19 protein-coding genes are annotated in these 16,089 nt (G+C 72.7%); 7 read left to right on the plus strand and 12 right to left on the minus strand.

Annotated elements, in window-relative coordinates; translation table 11 throughout:
* Positions 1-146 precede the first annotated feature (146 nt).
* On the plus strand, positions 147-1,310 hold the full coding sequence (locus ACTG9Q_RS22985) for an alkaline phosphatase family protein (RefSeq protein ID WP_455574923.1): 1,164 nt from the start codon (positions 147-149) through the stop codon (positions 1,308-1,310).
* 353 nt (positions 1,311-1,663) lie between these two features.
* On the opposite strand, the gene ACTG9Q_RS22990 is transcribed toward ACTG9Q_RS22985, so the two are convergent.
* The 6 genes from ACTG9Q_RS22990 to ACTG9Q_RS23015 all read right to left on the minus strand — a co-directional run bounded on the left by ACTG9Q_RS22990 (position 1,664) and on the right by ACTG9Q_RS23015 (position 6,178).
* On the minus strand, positions 1,664-2,896 hold the full coding sequence (locus ACTG9Q_RS22990; protein WP_455574924.1) for a PP2C family protein-serine/threonine phosphatase: 1,233 nt from the start codon (positions 2,894-2,896) through the stop codon (positions 1,664-1,666).
* Positions 2,896-3,903, minus strand: a complete 1,008-nt coding sequence (locus ACTG9Q_RS22995; RefSeq protein WP_455574925.1) for a SpoIIE family protein phosphatase — start codon at positions 3,901-3,903, stop codon at positions 2,896-2,898. The genes ACTG9Q_RS22990 and ACTG9Q_RS22995 overlap by 1 nt, the downstream gene beginning before the upstream one ends.
* Positions 3,891-4,328 (minus strand): anti-sigma regulatory factor, encoded by a 438-nt coding sequence (locus ACTG9Q_RS23000; protein ID WP_455574926.1) that lies wholly within the window; start codon positions 4,326-4,328, stop codon positions 3,891-3,893. The genes ACTG9Q_RS22995 and ACTG9Q_RS23000 overlap by 13 nt, the downstream gene beginning before the upstream one ends.
* On the minus strand, positions 4,315-4,722 hold the full coding sequence (locus tag ACTG9Q_RS23005) for an STAS domain-containing protein (protein WP_455574927.1): 408 nt from the start codon (positions 4,720-4,722) through the stop codon (positions 4,315-4,317). Before ACTG9Q_RS23005 ends, ACTG9Q_RS23000 begins: the two co-directional genes overlap by 14 nt.
* Entirely contained in the window at positions 4,719-5,603 is an 885-nt protein-coding gene (locus ACTG9Q_RS23010) for an STAS domain-containing protein (protein WP_455574928.1), read from the minus strand. The genes ACTG9Q_RS23005 and ACTG9Q_RS23010 overlap by 4 nt, the downstream gene beginning before the upstream one ends.
* An 83-nt stretch (positions 5,604-5,686) precedes the next feature.
* Positions 5,687-6,178, minus strand: coding sequence for a MarR family winged helix-turn-helix transcriptional regulator (locus ACTG9Q_RS23015; protein ID WP_455574929.1), 492 nt, complete (start codon positions 6,176-6,178; stop codon positions 5,687-5,689).
* A gap of 605 nt (positions 6,179-6,783) precedes the next feature.
* Between ACTG9Q_RS23015 and ACTG9Q_RS23020 the strand changes: the two genes are divergently transcribed.
* Positions 6,784-7,116 carry a MerR family transcriptional regulator gene (locus ACTG9Q_RS23020; protein WP_455574930.1) on the plus strand — a complete coding sequence of 111 codons (333 nt, stop codon included), beginning with the start codon at positions 6,784-6,786 and terminating at the stop codon, positions 7,114-7,116.
* Between the two features lie 220 nt (positions 7,117-7,336).
* Here ACTG9Q_RS23020 and ACTG9Q_RS23025 read toward each other — a convergent pair whose 3' ends face one another.
* The 3 genes from ACTG9Q_RS23025 to ACTG9Q_RS23035 form a co-directional block, all read right to left on the minus strand.
* On the minus strand, positions 7,337-8,629 hold the full coding sequence (locus tag ACTG9Q_RS23025; protein WP_455574931.1) for a hypothetical protein: 1,293 nt from the start codon (positions 8,627-8,629) through the stop codon (positions 7,337-7,339).
* A gap of 3 nt (positions 8,630-8,632) precedes the next feature.
* The gene (locus ACTG9Q_RS23030; RefSeq protein WP_455574932.1) at positions 8,633-9,955 is read right to left on the minus strand and encodes an alpha/beta hydrolase domain-containing protein; all 1,323 of its coding nucleotides are present in this window, start codon (positions 9,953-9,955) and stop codon (positions 8,633-8,635) included.
* Between the two features lie 106 nt (positions 9,956-10,061).
* A complete protein-coding gene (locus ACTG9Q_RS23035; RefSeq protein ID WP_455574933.1) occupies positions 10,062-10,637 on the minus strand; it encodes a QsdR family transcriptional regulator in 576 nt (191 codons plus the stop codon).
* A 153-nt stretch (positions 10,638-10,790) separates the two neighbouring features.
* On the opposite strand from ACTG9Q_RS23035, the gene ACTG9Q_RS23040 reads away from it, so the two are divergent.
* Positions 10,791-11,000 carry a DUF3072 domain-containing protein gene (locus ACTG9Q_RS23040; RefSeq protein ID WP_455574934.1) on the plus strand — a complete coding sequence of 70 codons (210 nt, stop codon included), beginning with the start codon at positions 10,791-10,793 and terminating at the stop codon, positions 10,998-11,000.
* Between the two features lie 84 nt (positions 11,001-11,084).
* Here the strand turns inward: ACTG9Q_RS23040 and ACTG9Q_RS23045 are convergent, their stop codons facing one another.
* The 3 genes from ACTG9Q_RS23045 to ACTG9Q_RS23055 form a co-directional block, all read right to left on the minus strand.
* Positions 11,085-11,537 (minus strand): PaaI family thioesterase, encoded by a 453-nt coding sequence (locus ACTG9Q_RS23045; protein ID WP_455574935.1) that lies wholly within the window; start codon positions 11,535-11,537, stop codon positions 11,085-11,087.
* Between the two features lie 84 nt (positions 11,538-11,621).
* Positions 11,622-12,035: a DUF6292 family protein gene (locus ACTG9Q_RS23050; protein ID WP_455574936.1), complete on the minus strand. Its 414-nt coding sequence runs from the start codon at positions 12,033-12,035 to the stop codon at positions 11,622-11,624.
* Between the two features lie 54 nt (positions 12,036-12,089).
* A complete protein-coding gene (locus ACTG9Q_RS23055; RefSeq protein ID WP_455574937.1) occupies positions 12,090-12,518 on the minus strand; it encodes an Hsp20/alpha crystallin family protein in 429 nt (142 codons plus the stop codon).
* Positions 12,519-12,630: 112 nt separating this feature from the next.
* On the opposite strand from ACTG9Q_RS23055, the gene ACTG9Q_RS23060 reads away from it, so the two are divergent.
* From ACTG9Q_RS23060 to ACTG9Q_RS23075, 4 genes are all read left to right on the plus strand, one after another.
* A complete protein-coding gene (locus ACTG9Q_RS23060; RefSeq protein WP_455574938.1) occupies positions 12,631-13,257 on the plus strand; it encodes an HSP18 transcriptional regulator in 627 nt (208 codons plus the stop codon).
* Positions 13,258-13,327: 70 nt separating this feature from the next.
* Positions 13,328-14,011: a DUF998 domain-containing protein gene (locus ACTG9Q_RS23065; protein ID WP_455574939.1), complete on the plus strand. Its 684-nt coding sequence runs from the start codon at positions 13,328-13,330 to the stop codon at positions 14,009-14,011.
* 53 nt (positions 14,012-14,064) lie between these two features.
* Positions 14,065-14,910, plus strand: a complete 846-nt coding sequence (locus tag ACTG9Q_RS23070; RefSeq protein WP_455574940.1) for an MEDS domain-containing protein — start codon at positions 14,065-14,067, stop codon at positions 14,908-14,910.
* The gene (locus ACTG9Q_RS23075) at positions 14,907-15,866 is read left to right on the plus strand and encodes an anti-sigma factor RsbA family regulatory protein (protein ID WP_455574941.1); all 960 of its coding nucleotides are present in this window, start codon (positions 14,907-14,909) and stop codon (positions 15,864-15,866) included. The genes ACTG9Q_RS23070 and ACTG9Q_RS23075 overlap by 4 nt, the downstream gene beginning before the upstream one ends.
* Positions 15,867-16,089: the final 223 nt, after the last annotated feature.

Raw genomic sequence — 16,089 nt, forward strand, 5'->3', positions numbered from 1 at the left:
CGTTTCTCCACGGATCTCGAAAAGCCCGAGAGCGGATCATAGTTCGGCCGGTGGCCCGGATTCAGTCGAGACCGCGGTCAGCCGCTGTGCCCGCGCCACTGGTGATCGGACTGCTTTTGCGAGACAGGGCAGTAGAGTGCGGAGGCATGGACCCGCTGGTACCGAAGTACGGGGTCGGCACGCTGGCCGATGTGGTTCCGTCGCTGCTGGCCGGGCTCGACGTGCCAGGGATGTCGGACGTGCTCGGGCTGGCGGGGCCGTCGCGGGTGTGCGTGCTGCTGGTGGACGGGCTGGGCTGGCGGCTACTGCGCGAGCACGCCTCCGACGCCCCGTTCCTGGCCTCGCTGGCAGCGGGCGGTTCCCCGATCACCGCGGGCTTCCCGGCGACCACCGCGACCAGCCTCGCCGCGCTGGCGACGGGCATGCCCGCGGGCGAGCACGGCATCGTCGGCTACTCCTTCGCCGCGGGCCCGGGGAACGACGAACTGCTCAACGCTCTGCGGTGGCACCGGCACGCGGTGGCGGAGCACGTCGATCTGCGCGACGTCCTCGTGCCCGAAGTGGTGCAGCCCAGCCGCACGGCATTCGAGCGCGCCGCCGACGCGGGGGTGGCCGTGCGGCTGGTGGCGCCCGGGGAACAGGAAACCAGCGGCCTGACCCGCGCGGTCCTGCGCGGCGGCCGGTTCCGCGGCACCCACGCCCTCGGCGACCTGCTCGGCGGCACCATCGCGGCGCTGCGCGAGCGGGACCGCCTCCTCTGCTACACCTACCACGCCGACCTCGACTCCCTCGGCCACGCCTTCGGCCCGGGGAGCGAACCGTGGCGCCACCAACTGTCCTTTGTCGACAGACTCGCCGAGCGCATCGCCGAGAACCTGCCCAGGGGCGCGGCACTGGTGGTCACAGCCGACCACGGCATGGTGGAGGTCAACGCAGGCGACCGCGTCGACTTCGACAGCGAAACCCGTCTCCAGGAAGGCGTCCGACTGCTCGGCGGAGAGGCACGCGTGCGACATGTCTACACCCGCGCCGGGGCCGCCGGGGATGTCCGGGCCGGCTGGGCGGAAGTACTCGGCGAGCGCGCCTGGGTCCTCTCCCGGGACGAGGCGGTCGGCGCGGGCTGGTTCGGTCCCCGAGTCGCAAAGCACGTCCGCCCGAGGATCGGCGACGTGGTGGTCGCCTGCCGCGAATCCTCCGCCGTCGTGCGGTCGGTGGTCGAGCCCAGGGCGAGCGCGCTCATCGGCCACCACGGTTCCCTCACCGCGGATGAGCAGCTGATTCCACTGTTGGTGGCGACCAGCCTGTCCTGATCCGGACGGAGCGCTGCCCCGCCAGGCGTGGGAGTGCCTGGCGGGGCAGCGGCGGGGACTCAGCAGCTTTCGCGGATCACGTTCGAGGTCTTGGTCGACGGCAGCTGGCCGGAACCGTTCTCCGAGTAGATGTAGGTCCGATAGTTGTAGATCCCGGTGCCGGAGCAGTTGTACGAGATGTACTGGTTGTAGCCGGAGCCGTAGAACGTGTGCGAGACGAGCGTCTCCCACCCCCACCAGCGCTCCCGCTGGATCTCGATGGTCGCGCTCCCGCCACCGGCCCCGGAGTTGCTGCCGTAGCCCCAGATGTAGCTGCCCTGGCCCCGCTGAAAGCGGCACGAGGTGGCGCGTGCTCAGCCTCGGGTGGGGCGCAAGGCGATGACGAGGGTGTCGTCGAGGTGGATGACGTCGTTGTGCATCTCGCCGACCAGCGTGGCCGGGATGTCCTTCGTCGGGCGGCGCCGGTGGCGCGCGGCGAGGCGGGCCAGGCGGACCTCGTCCTCGTCGGGTCGGCGGCGGCTCTCGGTGAGGCCGTCGGTGTAGAGCAGGAGCAGGTCGTCGGGGGGCAGGTGCGCGGTCACGACCTCGGTGCTGCCCGGCTCGGGGAAGCCGACACCGCGCCCGAGCGCGGTCAGGTAGGCCGTCTCGCCGTCGGCGCGGACCAGCAGCGGTGGCGGGTGGCCGCCGTTGACCAGGTGCAGCGTCGCCGTCGACGGGCAGTGGCGGATGAGCTGGACGGTGGCCATGAGGTCGGGGTCGACGACGCCGAGCACCCGGGCCGTCCGCCCGATCAGGGCATCAAGCCGGTGGCCCTCCAGGGCCAGGGTCCGCACGGTGTGGATGACGTAGAGGGCGCTGCGCGTGCAGGTGACCCCGTGGCCGACGGCGTCGACGATGGTGATGTGCAGTGACCCGTCGGGCAGCACGAACCAGTCGTAGAGGTCGCCGCCGGTGGGCGCCTGCGAGCCAGCGGGGACGTAGTGCACGGCGAGGTCCACACCGGCGATCGCGGGCGGCGGCGTGCGCAGCGCGTCCTCCAGTTCACGGAAGATCACCGCGTGCGCCTGGCGGAGCTGCTGGTCGCGCTCCTCCAGCTGGACGTACATCGCGAGCACGCCGCTGTTGGTCTCGGCGATCTCGTGCTTGAGCTCGCGGTGCTCGCGGTCGAGTTCGTCGGAGCGGGCGAGCACCGCGCCCAGCTCCAGCTCGGCGGCGTCCTCGTCCCCGGTGGCCTCGGACCGGGCCAGGCCGGGGTCGTGCGGCACGCGCCAGGCGGCGGTGTTCGGCGTGGTGCGCTCGCCGGGCAGGGGCAGGGCGTCGAAGGCGGCCTCGGGGAACCCCTCGCCGGGCGCGGTCAGGTCGATGTGCAGCAGCCCGGCTTCCTCGGGCGCCGTGGGCACCTCGGTGGCGACCATGACCGAGCCGCCCGCGTCGAGCACGGGCCGGGCGAGCACGGTGGCGGCCAGCACGAGCCGGGCCCGGGTCTCCAGGGCGACGCCGTGCCGGTCGCAGGCGGCCCGGATGCGCGCGCGCAGCTCCCCGAGCCGGGCGCAGGGGTACGGGGTCGCGACGACATCGGGGGTCATCAGTGGTGGACCTGCGCGGGCTGGACGACGAGGACGCCCGCGTCGTCCCGAGGGACGCGGTGGTGGTGGACGAGGTGGGCGGCCAGCAGCGGGGCGGGCAGGATCGGTCCGCCGACGGTGGACAGCACCCAGCGGGCATCGATGCCGTCGGTGTGCAGGACGACGGTGTCGTCCTGGCCCATGGTGAGTTCCGTGCGCACGGGGTTGGTCGGGCGCAGCCCGAGCACGCCGGGCTGGCTCAGCAGGTGCCGGGGACCGGTGGCGCCGACCACGACCGCGCTGATGTTGCCGACGCCGAGGAACTCGGCGCGCCCCGACCGGACCCTGAGCGCCGCGGCGACGGCGCCGCGGGTGTGGCGCAGCATCCGGTGCAGGTCGGCGAACATCGCCTCCAGCGGCCGGTCCGGGTCCCGGTGGAACACCTCGGTGGCGACGTCGGCGGTCCACGCCGCGTCCGGACCGTGCCCGAGGGCGTCGACGACCAGGAGCGTGCACCCGTCCGCGGTCGCCGCGGCGGCCACGGAGTCGCCGCTGGTGTCCTCCCCGTCGGCGGGCAGGCACAGGTGCCCGAGGCTCACGAGCGGCTGCTCGGGCGCGGGCAGGCGCGCGCTGACGAGGGTGCCCGCCCCGGGGGCGGTGTGGATCAGGAACTCCCCCGCCATCCGGCGGATGGCGCCGAGGCCTGCGCCGAGGGTGCCCGTGGTGGTGTGGCCGTCGGTCAGGCACAGGTCGAGGTGTGCCATGCCTGGCCCCCGGTCCACGGCGATGATCTCCATTCCCGCGCCGGTGAGCAGCGGGTGGACGTAGAGGGCGCCGGACTCGGCGTGCTTGTCGAGGTTGCTGGCCAGCTCCGAGGCGATCACCGCGGCCTTGTCGGGCAGCGCGGCGGGCAGCCCCACCTCCAGCGCGACGGCCCGCGCGGCCTGCGCGGCGGCGTGCACCGCGCTCACGTGGTCGACGGTGATCTGCCTGGTCCGCACCGTGGCGGTGTCGTTCATAACGCCCATCTGGTGACCGTGACGGTGGTGCCCCTGTCCACCTCGGTGTCGATGGCGAACTCGTCGACCAGCCGCCGGGTGCCGCCCAGGCCGTGGCCGAGCCCGGCGCTGGTGCTGAACCCGTCGGTGAGCGCGGCCTCGACGTCGGGGATTCCCGGGCCGTGATCGGTGACCACCAGGCGCAGGCCCGGTTTGCCGTGCCGGTCGGCGAGCGGGGTGATGGTGAGCGCCCCGCCGCCGCCGTGGATGTAGGCGTTGCGCACCAGTTCGCTGGCCGCGGTCACGATCTTGGTCTGGTCGACCAGGTTGAACCCCGCGGCCACCGCGGCGGCGCGCACGGCGTGCCTGGTGGCCAGCAGGTCGTGCTCGGTGCGGATCGGGTGGTGCCTGCCGCGCGCGGTGGTCTCCACCTCTGCCGGGCTATCGGTCAGCATCGGACCACGCCTCTGGTGGGGGGTCAGCGCGGCGCCACCCCAATCGCGCCATGGCCTGTTCGGCGTTCAGCGCGGTGTGCACGCCCTTGAGGTCGAGCCCGAGGCCGGTCAGCGTGATGGCGACCGCCGGGCGCATGCCCGCCACGATCATCACCGCGCCGAGCAGCCTGCCGATGGTGGCCAGTTCGGTCAGCACCCGGGCGACGAAGGAGTCGATGATCTCCAGCCGCGAGATGTCGATGACGACCCCGGTGGCGGCGTCGGCGGCGATGCGGCCGGTCAGCTCCTCGGTGAACAGCAGCGCCGTCTTGTCATCGAGGTCGTTGAGCAGCCCGGTCAGCAGGATGTCGCCCAGCCGGAGGATCGGCAACCCGGCTGGGGACGCCAGGGTCATCGACTGACCTTCTCCCGCAGCAGCTCCCGTCCTCTGACGTCGCCGATGAGCCGTATCGCCTCGACCAGGGCGTCGGCGAGGGTGCTGCGGGTGATGATGGTGGACAGGTCGATGCCCAGCTGCGTGATCGTCTGCGCGATCGTCGGGCGGATGCCGCTGATCAGGCATTCCGCGCCCATGAGGCGCACGGCGGCGACGGTCTGCATCAGGTGCTGCGCCACCACGGTGTCGACTGTGGACACGCCGGTGATGTCGATGATGGCCACGCGCGCCTCGTTGTCCTGGATTCCCTCCAGGAGGCTGTTCATGACCACCTGCGTGCGCGTGCTGTCGAGCGTGCCGATGAGCGGCACGGCCAGCACCTGGTGCCAGAGCAGCACCACCGGGGTGGACAGCTCCAGCATCTGCCGGTGCTGGGCCCGGATGATGTCCTCGCGGCCCTCGACGTAGCTCTGGAAGGTCAGCACCCCCGCCGCGTCGAGCAGGCGGTTGACCAGCAGGGCGGTGGCCAGCAGGACGCCGGGGTCGTCGTCGCGGCGGCGCACGGCGTCGAGCAGCACGTCCTTGAGCGCCAGGATCGACATGGCCGTGCCGCTCGGCGTCGAGGCGTTGCGGGCGCGCTGCGCGGACATGCGGACCACGGCCTCGTGGAGCGGCGCGTGCCGGTGCGCCAGTTGTTCGGCGGCGTGCTCACTGGCCAGTGCCTCGCGCAGGACCTGGAGCAGCCCGGCCGCCTCGACCAGCAGCTCCCGCTCCCCCGCCTGCGACCGGGGGAATCCGTGCTCCACCTGGTGGCCGACCCACTCGCGGGCGATCCGGGTGTCGTCGTCGGCCACCACCCCGGCTAGCAGTTCCCGCACGGCGGCCTCATCGGTGGTCACCACGTTCCTCCCGAAGGGTTGCCAACAGTTTCAGGTTGACAAATTTTAGCCAAGGTCAAGCCTTCGCGCGTGATGACCGCCGCTCAGGCGCTCTGGCTGGGCTCCCGGCCGACGGCGCTGACCTGCGCGCTCGGCTCGATCGCGTCCCGCAGCGGCAGGAGCCCGTCGAGGAGGGCGACCCGCGCGTCGCCCGGCAGGGCCTCGATCGCCTCGCGCAGCGACTCCTGGCGCTTGCCGCGCAGGACGTCGAGGTAGGCGTGGCCGCGCTCGCTGAGCCGGAGGTCGACCTCACGGCGGCTGCTGGGGCTCTGGGTGCGCTCGATGTACCCCGCCGCCTGCAGGCGGTCGCACAACCTGCTCATCGACGGCGGGGTGACGTCGAGCGCCTCGGCGAGCGCGGTGAGGTTGCTGCCCGCGGCCCGCTCCAGGACGAACATCGCCCGCAGCTGGGAGGGCGACAGCGGTGAGGGCGACAGGTCGGGCACGCGGTCCCACCGGGCTTCCAGCAGCTCGGCGACCTCGCCCAGGACGCGAGCGACCTCGGCGGGAGGGGCGTGCGCGCGGAACCGGGTCACCACCCCACTGTGGCAGCTCCACCCCAGGTCGGCAGTGCTGACGCCGTCGGGTTGGGCAAGCAGGAAAAAATCTATCCCCGTGGGGGTAGACATGCTGCGGCCGCTGTGTGTAGTGTTCTAGGTGTTGAGACAGAGACAAGGTCGAACGGGCGCAGGAGATGACGGAACTGCCTGCGAAGTGAGATCACACGGTGCGAATGGGGATCTCGCGTCCGCACCGTGAACAGGAGAGCAAAGGTCAAGGACGTCGGAGCCGATCAGTAAGACGGGCTCCGACCGGATGGCCAGCGACGCCAGGCTTGCTGGGACCGATCAGTGCACGGGGTTCCGGCGAGGTGGTAGTCATGATGTCCGGTAAGTGGAAGTCCCAAGAGAGAAGGGAAGGGCTACGTCATTGGATCGCCCGTGCCGGCACGCCGGACGGGTACCGCGGTTCCATCGGATTGGAAGGTGGTCTTCGGTTACACATCAGCGATCCCCGCACGTTCCGCCTTTCGGGCGGACGCGGACATGAAACACCGGCCCCGAAGCCGGTAACAGTGATGTACCCAAACCCTGGGGCCCGGTGCCGTTCGGCACCGGGCCCCTCGTAATGCGGAGGTGCGATGGTTCCTGATCAACGTGAACCGGCGGCGGCTGCCGCCGACATGTTCGATGACGAGCACTACCCGGCCTACACCATGGGCCGCGCCGCGGAGATGCTGGGCACGACGCCGGGCTTCCTCCGCAGCCTGGACGAAGCCAACCTGATCCAACCCCAGCGCTCCGCGGGCGGCCACCGCCGCTACTCCCGGGCCCAGCTGCGCATGGCCGCCCGCGTGCGGGAACTGGTCAGCCAGGGCACCGGCCTCGACGCCGCCTGCCGCATCGTCACGCTCGAGGACCAGCTCCACGAAGCCCGCCAGCTCAACACCGAACTCCGTGGCACGACGAACTGAACAGCTTGCCCTGATGGCGCCGGTCACCCCGGCGCCACCGCAAAGCCCTTCCCCGCAGAGGACCGGTCCCGCGTGGCCTCCCCCAAGCCGCTGCCGCGGGGGCCGTGTGTCGATGTACGCCTCACCACAGCCGAACGTGTCGTAAGCCCGCACGCAGAGCGCCCCCGAAGTCCGTGGACTTCAGGGGCGTTCGTCCGTGGTGGACCTCAGGCGCCGGTGATCAGTGCCCGCCGCCGAACTTGAGGTCGACGTAGTCCTTGAACTGCACCGTGATCGCGTGCGCGTCCGACGGCCAGGAGGGGACCGCGATCGTCCTGGTCGTGGCGCCCGCGCCGCGGGGGGTCTGCACGACCGAGACCGTGCCCCCGGGCTCGGCGGGGAGGTACAGGTCCGCGGCGGTGAGGAAGGGCAGCGCGGCGAACGGGAACGGCGGGGCGGCCAGGGTGCTCGCGGTGTCGCAGCCGTCGTCGAAGGCGAAGGCGGCGATGATCTGGCGGGCGACCGGGGCGATGGCCGGGGCCATCACGTCGGTGCCGTTGAACTCCAGCCGGTCCTCGCCCGCGCGCCACTCCCGGTTGCGGGTCACGGTGATGGCGGTGTGGCCCGCGCAGCGGTCGACGTGGTCGCCGATCCCGCCCGGACCGGAGACCTGCAGGCGCAGGAAGCGGTCGGTGCGCTCGAAGGGCTCGAAGTAGTAGTGGTAGTTCAGCTCGCCCGCCCGGGTCAGGGTCAGCTCGTGGTGCTTGCGGCCGTTGACCTTCAGCGGACCGAACGCGCCGTCCCCGGACACCGCCAGGCTGTGCCTGCGCCACTGGCGGGCGCCGGTCCGCGCGTCGACCTCCCACACCTCCAGCCGCGCGTCGACCCCGGTGTTCTGGGGGAACAGCACCGCCCGGCCCGCGATCTCGACGCGGCCCGGCGGTTCGGGCAGCACGGCGGTGGTGACCGGCGGCCTGCCGCGCAGGAAGGCGTGGACGTGGCCGAAGCTCTCCGCCGACGTCGTCGCCTCGGTGTGGCCGAGGTGGGTCAGGTGCACGTTCGTCGCGCCGCCGATGGACCCGCCGGGCTGCAGGCTGCCCCACAGCGCCAGCGTCGGGACACCGCCGGGCGGGGACGCGCTCGATCGCCCGTCGACGTTGACGTAGCGGCGCACCTCGGCGGCCCGCTCGGGCGCGGCCAGGTAGGTGTGCATGACCGTCGTGCCGCGCGAGTGCGCGATGACATCGACCTCGGCCGCGCCGGTCCGGGCGCGGACACCGTCGATGAACGCGTCGAGGGCGGCGACCGCGTGGTCGTTGGTCGGGATCGTGGTGTCGTACTCGAACGCGTGCAACCGGGAGTCGCTGTAGCCGTTGACGGAGAACCGCTTGGCCGTGGACTGCCACTGCTGGGCCGAGCCCTGCTGGCCGTGCACGAAGACCACCGGCACGTCCCCGCCCGCCTGCGCGGGGACCACCGGCACGGTCAGCGCCACCAGGACCGACAGCGCGGCCGATCGGGCGAACCTGGGCATCCTCTACCTCCCGGAGATCTCGGCGACGGCGTCGCGCCGGTTGGCCTTGGCGTCGGCGGGCAGCAGGTACCCGGCCCGGACGTTGGCGAGGTCGGCGTGCACGACCGAGGCGACGTAGCGGCCCGGCACCGGGTACAGCTCCGCCAGCTCGCGCTCGTCGAAGGGCTGGTGGGAGCCGAACAGGCGGCAGAACGACTCGCCGCTGTTGTCCCCGGTGTTCAGCGCCCTGGGCACCGACACCTGCGAGAGCCGGATGCCGCCGAGCGCCAGGCCCAGCTCGTCGCGCACCTTGGTGACGCCGTCGGCCTCGAACCGCAGCGGCTCGGCGACCGGCGGCGGCGTGCCCCGCTCGACCCAGCGGCGCAGGTGGTCGTAGGCGGCGGCGGTGACGTGGTGCATCGGCACCCGGCTGAACGGCGGCAGGTCGCACTGGTAGACTGGGGCGCCGCCGAGGTCGCGCTCGGAGATCGGCGCGCGGTAGAGCTGTCCCTCGTGGCCGGAGTGCGCCGCGCCCGCGACCTCCCAGCGGCGGAACTGGTCGGTGTCGGCCGGTCGCCGGGCGGTGCGGACGTCGGTCTCGGACATCACCTGGAAGACCGGTTCGGCGCCCACCCGCGTCGGCGCGGTGCCGACGATGAAGGCGTACCCGTCGAACACCGGCTCCATCTGCGGCAGGACGCTGTCGTAGAGCACGGTCATCCGCGCCGCGGACTGCGACGCGCCGATGGCCAGCAGGGTCCGCGTCCGCAGGCGGCCCATCATCGAGCCGGCCGCGCGCCCGGCCTGGGTGAAGATGTCGTAGGACAGCTCGTCCCCGGTGAACCGGCCGCCGCCGGTCACGTCGAGACCCCCGTAGCGGGCCGGGCTCCACTCGCGGAGCTGGTTCACGCCGACGCGCTGCGCCGAGACGCCGACCCAGGCGTACCCGGCCCTGGTGATCGCCTCGGCGTTCCACAGGGCGTCGAGGTCGTACCCCGCGGTGACGTTCTGCCACTCGACCAGCGCGGTCCCGTTGTAGCGGTGGGGATCGGCGGGGCGGCGCACGACGACCCGGGTCCTGTACGGCACGTCCGTGGCGACCTGGACACCGCTGGTGGACCACCCGTCGGCGGCGCCGGAGAGGTAGAACTCCTCCTCGACGTAGCCGAGCGCGGCGAGGTCGACGGGCGTGGAGAAGAAGGGGTAGGTGTCCTCGACGCGCTCGGCGAGGCGGTCGCCCGGCACCGTGCCCGGGATCGGCCCGCCGGTCTCCTGCGCGGCCGCCGTGGCCTGCATCGGTAGCAGTGCCAGGGCGGTGGCGACCGCCGCGGCCCGGATGAGTGTCATGAAGGCTCCCGCCGTGCTGATGTTTGCCGTCCGCCGAACGTATCCGCGGGCCGTCGGCGGGCACCAGAACCTGGCGCAAGCGTGAGACCGCCGTCGCACGGACCGCTCAGCCGGGCAGGTCGAGCACCGCGCGGGCCGCCCGCTCGGCCACCCCGAGGTCGAGCCTGCGGCTGCTCAGCAGCTCGGCGTACAGGGCGGACTCGATGATGCGGACGTAGAGGAAGGCCGCCTGGTCCATGGTGGCCGCCGACCACCGCGCGCCGACCCCGGTCTCGACCAGGATCTCCTTCTGCGCCTGCACGGCGCGCGGGTGCACGCCGCCCGCGGCGTTGAACAGCACCCGCGCGGCGGTGTCGGGCTCCGCGCGCAGGAAGGCCGGGAACGGCGCCGCGGCGTGCAGGTGGTCGACGTAGTCCCGGGTGACCTCCAGGACCCCGTCGACGCCGTCGTGGGTCCGCCGCTTGCGCGCGGTCGTCAGCAACCGCTCGCCCAGCCGCCAGAGCACGTCCCCGAGCAGGCCGTCGCGGCTGTGCACCACCCGGTACAGGGTGGCCCGGCTGATCGCCATGCTGGCCGCGAGCCCGGCCATGTCCAGCGTCGCGTTGCGCAGGAAGAACCGGCACGCCCCGCCGACCACGTCCTCCGGGCTGACCACCCGCCGCGTCGAGGACTGCCCTCCCATGCGGCGCCTCCTGACCACGCGGCTCTGCGTCCGGTCCCATCATCGCCGGTCCACGGGTGCCCGCGGCAAGGCCGGGGCCGAACTCGCCTCCGCCCTGCGGGGTCCCGACGGGCGACTTAGGATCGAACCCACGTTCGACCGAGGAGGAACGCGATGAGCGAGCAAGGCCGGGAGGTGACCCCGAGCCCGGAGAAGGACCCGTCGGACTGGGTCACCGGCGACGAGCCGATGACCGGGCCCCAGCGGTCGTACCTGCAGACCCTGGCCCAGGAAGCGGGCCAAGACGTCCCGGACGAGCTGACGAAGGTCGAGGCGTCGCGGCTGATCGACGAGCTGCAGGAGCGCACCGGGCGCGGCCAGTAGCCACTGTGGACACTCAGTGACGGGGACACTCAGCGGCGGGGCAGTCGGTGACGGGGACAGTCAGGGGCGGGGCGGGGGGGACGGTCAGGGGCGGGGGCGCCAGCGCTTCCACAGGGCGGTCGCCTCGGCGCGGGGCTTGCCGTCCCAGTTGAGCGATACCTCCACCGTCATCTGCGCTTCCGACGCCTCACGCACGACGGCACGCAACCGCACCGGTTCACGCAGCGGTGAGGGCCGCAGGTAGCGGACGTCCAGCCCCGCGGTGACGTAGGACAGCGCGGCGTCGCCGAGCGGTTTCCACCCCTGCCGCTCGGCCTCCAGCATCACGGCGGCGGCGCTGTGGCAGTCCATGACCGTGCAGGCGATGCCGCCGTTGAGGAACCCGAGGCCGTTGTCGTGCTCCGGCCAGGGCATGAAGGACGCCGTGACCGCCCCATCGGCGTCGGGGTAACTGCGCAACCGCAGCCCGTTGGGGTTGCCGTGGCCGCAGCCGAAGCACGGCAGCGTCGGGTACAGGCGCTCCTGGATGCTGCTCACCGGCCACACCCTAGTCGAGCTGGAGGGGCACAGGCCGTGGCAAGCCAAGCGGGCGGGCGGGGCGCCTGATCACCACAGCGCTGATCACCACAGCGCGGGGGCTCGGTAGGGCGTGAGCCGGTCCGCCAAGTCACCTGCGTGTGGGGGCGGTTCCGTCCGGCCGCGGTGGCCGCCGCGCAGGGCGGTGACGAAGCGGGCCACCGTGTCGGGGTGCGGAACCGGGTCCGGGCCGAGGTAGGCGACGACGATGAGGTCCTCGCCGGAGTGGGTCTCGACCGCGGCCGACCAACCGTGGCGTTCGTCCCAGAGCAGGGCGGTGTCACGGTCGGGGTGGCCCGGCAACCGGTGGTCGAGGGCCAGGTACGCCGACAGCGGCGGGCCGAGGTCGACGGCGCAGGACTCCAGGCCGACGCCCAGGCGGGCGCCGACCGCGGCCAGGTAGCCGCGCAGGCCCTGTTCGAGGACGAGGTCGGCGCCGGTGGGGATGGTGAGGGTCATGTCAGGTCCAGGCCGGGCGTCGGCCGGGCGCGGCGGCCCGGCCGAAGCGGGTGGTCAGGCGTCGATCTGCTTGCGCTCGCCGGTGACGGCGATCCGGCGCGGCTTCGCCCGCTCGGCGACGGGGATGCGCAGCGTCAGCACCCCGTTGTCGCAACTGGCCTTGATGTTGTCGGCGTCGAGGGTGTCGCCGAGGAAGAGCTGGCGGGAGAAGACGCCGAGGGGCCGCTCCGCCACCTGCATCTCGACGCCCTCGCCGGTGGCGCTCGGCCGCCGCTCGGCCTTGACCGTCAGCACGTTGCGCTCGACGTCGAGCTCGATCGCGTCCGGGGCGACCCCGGGCAGGTCGAAGGAGACGACGTACTCGTCACCGTGGCGGTAGGCGTCCATCGGCATCGCCGTCGGCTTGGACCACGTGCCCTGGTTGCCGAACACCTGCTGGGTGATCCGGTCCAGCTCCCTGAAGGGGTCAGTGCGCATCAACATCGTGCACCTCCTGTTTCACTGTCGGGTGTCAATGCCGCACACCTCTGTTGTAGCATGTCATCACAACGATGACAAGTCAGATGTCATCGGATCGATGACAAGGAGGCCCACGGTGCCCGATGAGCACGAGACGGCGCGGGATGACCTCAGCGAGCACTACGGCGCCGTCGATCCCATGGAACTGCTCCACGAGGTCGCGGGCGGCCCGCCGGACTCCGCGCACGTCATCTCCGCGCTGATCCTGTTGCGGCACTTGCGTTCGGAGCTTGGTGACCTCGAACCCCGGCTGATCGCCGCCGCCCGCGACCTCGGGGTGAGCTGGGCCCGGCTCGCGCCCGCCCTGGGCGTCACCAGCAGGCAGGCGGCCGAGCGCCGCTACCTGCGCCTGCGGCCCGACGCCGAGCACGACTCCGGCGAGCGGCGGGTCCGCGCCGAACGCGACCGCCGCGCGGGCGCCCGCGCCGTCAACGACTGGGCCCAGCGCAACTCCGCCGCCCTGCGCGGCCTCGCGGGCCAGGTCGCCGCCGTCGACGGCCTCACCGGCAAGGCCAGGCGCAGCGTCGCCGACGTCCACAACGCCCTCGGCGAGGACGACCCGGCCGCCCTCCTCGCCCCCCTCGCCGAGGCCGCGCCGTTCCTGCGCGCGAGCCACCCCGCCCTGGCGACGCGGATCACCACGATCACCGACCAGACCCGGCAGGTCCGCCAGGACACCAGCGACCAGCGGGCCCAGGGGTAGGGACAACCCCCTGCCGGGATCGGGTGCTTCCCGGATGTCTCGGCCCCGCTGATTCCGACACCGTTGCGGTGTGACCAATCATGGGGGCGCGCGGACACCTCGTGCGATGGGCGTGGCGCTGGGGTTCACCGGGCTGGTGCTGTCGGCCGTGTTCATGGCCGGGCTGCACCTTGTCGCGAGTGGACAGATAAATCCGATCGAGTCGCCGCTGTCGGGTTACGTCTTCGTCGACGGGTACGGCTGGATGTTCGGCGCGAGCGTGGTGGGGATGGCCGTCGGCGGCGTCGGGGTGCTGATCGGCCTGTGGGGCACCGCGGTGCCCTCCCGTGGCCTGCCGCGGTTGGCGCTGGGACTGGCGGCGGTGTGCTGCCTGCTGGTGGCGCTGTTCCCGACGAACAAGACCGGGCCGCTGACCCTGTCCGCGGAGATCCACCGCTACGCCGCGGGCGTGGCCTTCGTCTGCGTCCCGATCGCGGCGCTGCTCGTGGCCGCGCACCTGAGCGGGTCCGGCGGCGTCAGCCGGTGGCTCCGCCGCACGGCCTTCGGGACGGCGCTGCTACTGGTGGTGTTCCTGACCAGTCACTTCGGGGTGCTGCCCGAGGAGGTCCAGCGGATGAGCGGGCTGTTCCAGCGCATCATGTTCGCGCTGCAACTGGTGACCATCGCCCAACTCCTGCGCGTGCCCGCCACCGGCCCTGCCGTGCCCGCGGTCCGGCTCGCGCCCGTTCGGGGCAGGCAGTTCGCGACCGTGTAGCACCGCCCGTCGCGATGGGCCGACTGGAGTACCTGGGCGTACGATCGGCCGTGATGCGGGTGAACAGGATCGTCGACTCGGCGCGCGGCCTCGTCCCCCACGGGCACCTGTGCTGGGCGTTCGGGGACCGGGCCGAGTTCCGCGCGCGGGCGGCGGAGTACATCACCGACGCGCTCTCGGCCGGGCAGTGGGTGGAGTACGTCGGCAGCGGCGATCCCCGGGCCCTGTGGGCGGAACTGGGCGCGATGATCGGCGGGGTGGCCGACCGCGGCGGCGTGGGGGTGTCCACGGTCGAGGAGTTCTACGAGACCGCCCGCGGCGAGCCGGTGGCCCCGGAGGCCGTGGTCGCCTCGCGGGTGGCCGCCGCCGGGAGGGCCGTCGCCGCGGGCTACCCGGGCGTGCGCGCCGTGGTCGACTGCACGGCGATGGTGCGGACCCCGCCGCAGCGCGCGGCGTTCGCCCGCTACGAGTACCTGATGGACCAGCGGATGAGCGTGCTGCCCGTCTCCGCGCTGTGCGCCTACGACGCCACCGAGCTGGGCGCGGCCGCGGTCGCCGAGCTGGCGTGCCTGCACCCCCTGGCCAGCGCCGGGTCGACCCTGTTCCGGCTCTACGCCGAGCCGGGCGCCACCTGCGCGCTGGCCGGGGAGATCGACTTCTCCTGCGCGGCGCTGTTCACCAGGACGCTGGAGCGCACGGTGGCGCGCGCGCCCGGCCCGGAGCTGGTCGTGGAGGCGGGCGAACTGAAGTTCGTCGACCACCGCGGCCTGTACGCGCTCTCCGACGCGGGCAGGCAGGCGGGCGCCGCGGTCGTGCTGCGCAGCGCGCCCCACAGCGCCGCGGCCCGGCTGAGCACGATCCTCACCCTGCCGGGGCTGCGGGTCGAGGTCAACAGGTGAGCCCGCTCGCCGAACCCGGCAGCTTCGTCCACGCGGCCGCGGTGTACGCCTCGGACGAGGAGTTCCTCGCCATCGTGCTGCCCTTCCTCGCCGACGCGGTCGAGGCGGGCGAGCCGGTCGTGGTCGCCGTTGACGAGCCGCGCAGGCAGCTGATCCACACCGCGCTGCCCGAGGTCTCCGCGGTGGTGTTCGCCGACCGCGACGAGCACGGGCACCGGCCCGCCAGCACGATCAACGCGTACCGGAAACTGCTGAGCGGCCACGTCGAGGGCGGCGCGCGGCGAATCCGCCTCATCGGCGACGTCCCCCATCCCGGCCGCGGCCAGCCGTGGGGCGACTGGGCGCGCTACGAGGCCGCGGCCGAGCGCGCCTTCGGCGGGTTCCCCCTGTGGGCGCTGTGCCCCTACGACACCCGCGACACCCCCGCCGACGTGCTGGCCGACGTGGCCCGCACCCACCCCTACCTCGCCGTCGCGAACGGCGAGTTCCTGGCCAACCCCCGGTTCGAGGACCCGAGCCGGTTCCTGGCCCAGCGCCCGCTCCCCGCCGCGGACCCGCTGGAAGCCGGGCACCCGCTCACCGACCTCACCAACCCGAGCCCCTCAGAGGCGCGCACGGCCGTCCGCGAGACCGCCCAGGGGACCGCCTTGGACCACAAGGCCATCGAGAACCTGATCTACGCGGTGAGCGAGGCCGTGACCAACGGCCTCTGCCACGGCCGCCCCCCGGTCCGGCTGCGCCTCTGGACAGCCCCGAGCCGCGTCGTCGCGGCCATCAGCGACTCGGGCCCCGGCCCCGCCGACCCCTTCGCCGGGCTCCTGCCCGCCTCGTCCACCAAGACCGGCGGGCTCGGCCTCTGGCTGGCCCACCAGCTGTGCGACCACGTCACCCTCAGCCGCGGCGCCGACGGCTTCACCATCCGCCTCTCCGTCGACACCCACACCCCCGCGCACTGACGGCTCGACGGCTTCGCTGTTGACGGTCGCGTCGGCCTGCTCGAACGCGGGTGGATGCGGTCCCCGCCATCGGACCAGGGTGGCGGGGACCGCTGCTCGAAAAGACCCTTCCGGTCGTTCCAGAGTGAACGCTAACAGCGCACAGGTCAAGCATTTACCAGGAGGACTTGCGCCGTTGACAGGGCAATGGGGGCGTCATATGTTAGCGCTCACTTTGCGATCA

The sequence above is a fragment of the Actinokineospora lacus genome, from assembly GCF_053813445.1.

Excerpts from the sequence above, each read along its gene's own strand:
- ACTG9Q_RS23050 (WP_455574936.1), bottom strand. The coding sequence starts at position 12,035 with ATGACCCTCACCATCCCCACCGGCGCCGACCTCGTCCTCGAACAGGGC.
- ACTG9Q_RS22995 (WP_455574925.1), bottom strand. The coding sequence starts at position 3,903 with ATGGGCGTTATGAACGACACCGCCACGGTGCGGACCAGGCAGATCACC.
- ACTG9Q_RS22985 (WP_455574923.1), top strand. The coding sequence starts at position 147 with ATGGACCCGCTGGTACCGAAGTACGGGGTCGGCACGCTGGCCGATGTG.
- ACTG9Q_RS23020 (WP_455574930.1), top strand. The coding sequence starts at position 6,784 with ATGGTTCCTGATCAACGTGAACCGGCGGCGGCTGCCGCCGACATGTTC.
- ACTG9Q_RS23070 (WP_455574940.1), top strand. The coding sequence starts at position 14,065 with ATGCGGGTGAACAGGATCGTCGACTCGGCGCGCGGCCTCGTCCCCCAC.
- ACTG9Q_RS23000 (WP_455574926.1), bottom strand. The coding sequence starts at position 4,328 with ATGCTGACCGATAGCCCGGCAGAGGTGGAGACCACCGCGCGCGGCAGG.
- ACTG9Q_RS23035 (WP_455574933.1), bottom strand. The coding sequence starts at position 10,637 with ATGGGAGGGCAGTCCTCGACGCGGCGGGTGGTCAGCCCGGAGGACGTG.
- ACTG9Q_RS22990 (WP_455574924.1), bottom strand. The coding sequence starts at position 2,896 with ATGACCCCCGATGTCGTCGCGACCCCGTACCCCTGCGCCCGGCTCGGG.
- ACTG9Q_RS23055 (WP_455574937.1), bottom strand. The coding sequence starts at position 12,518 with ATGTTGATGCGCACTGACCCCTTCAGGGAGCTGGACCGGATCACCCAG.
- ACTG9Q_RS23040 (WP_455574934.1), top strand. The coding sequence starts at position 10,791 with ATGAGCGAGCAAGGCCGGGAGGTGACCCCGAGCCCGGAGAAGGACCCG.
- ACTG9Q_RS23025 (WP_455574931.1), bottom strand. The coding sequence starts at position 8,629 with ATGCCCAGGTTCGCCCGATCGGCCGCGCTGTCGGTCCTGGTGGCGCTG.
- ACTG9Q_RS23030 (WP_455574932.1), bottom strand. The coding sequence starts at position 9,955 with ATGACACTCATCCGGGCCGCGGCGGTCGCCACCGCCCTGGCACTGCTA.
- ACTG9Q_RS23005 (WP_455574927.1), bottom strand. The coding sequence starts at position 4,722 with ATGACCCTGGCGTCCCCAGCCGGGTTGCCGATCCTCCGGCTGGGCGAC.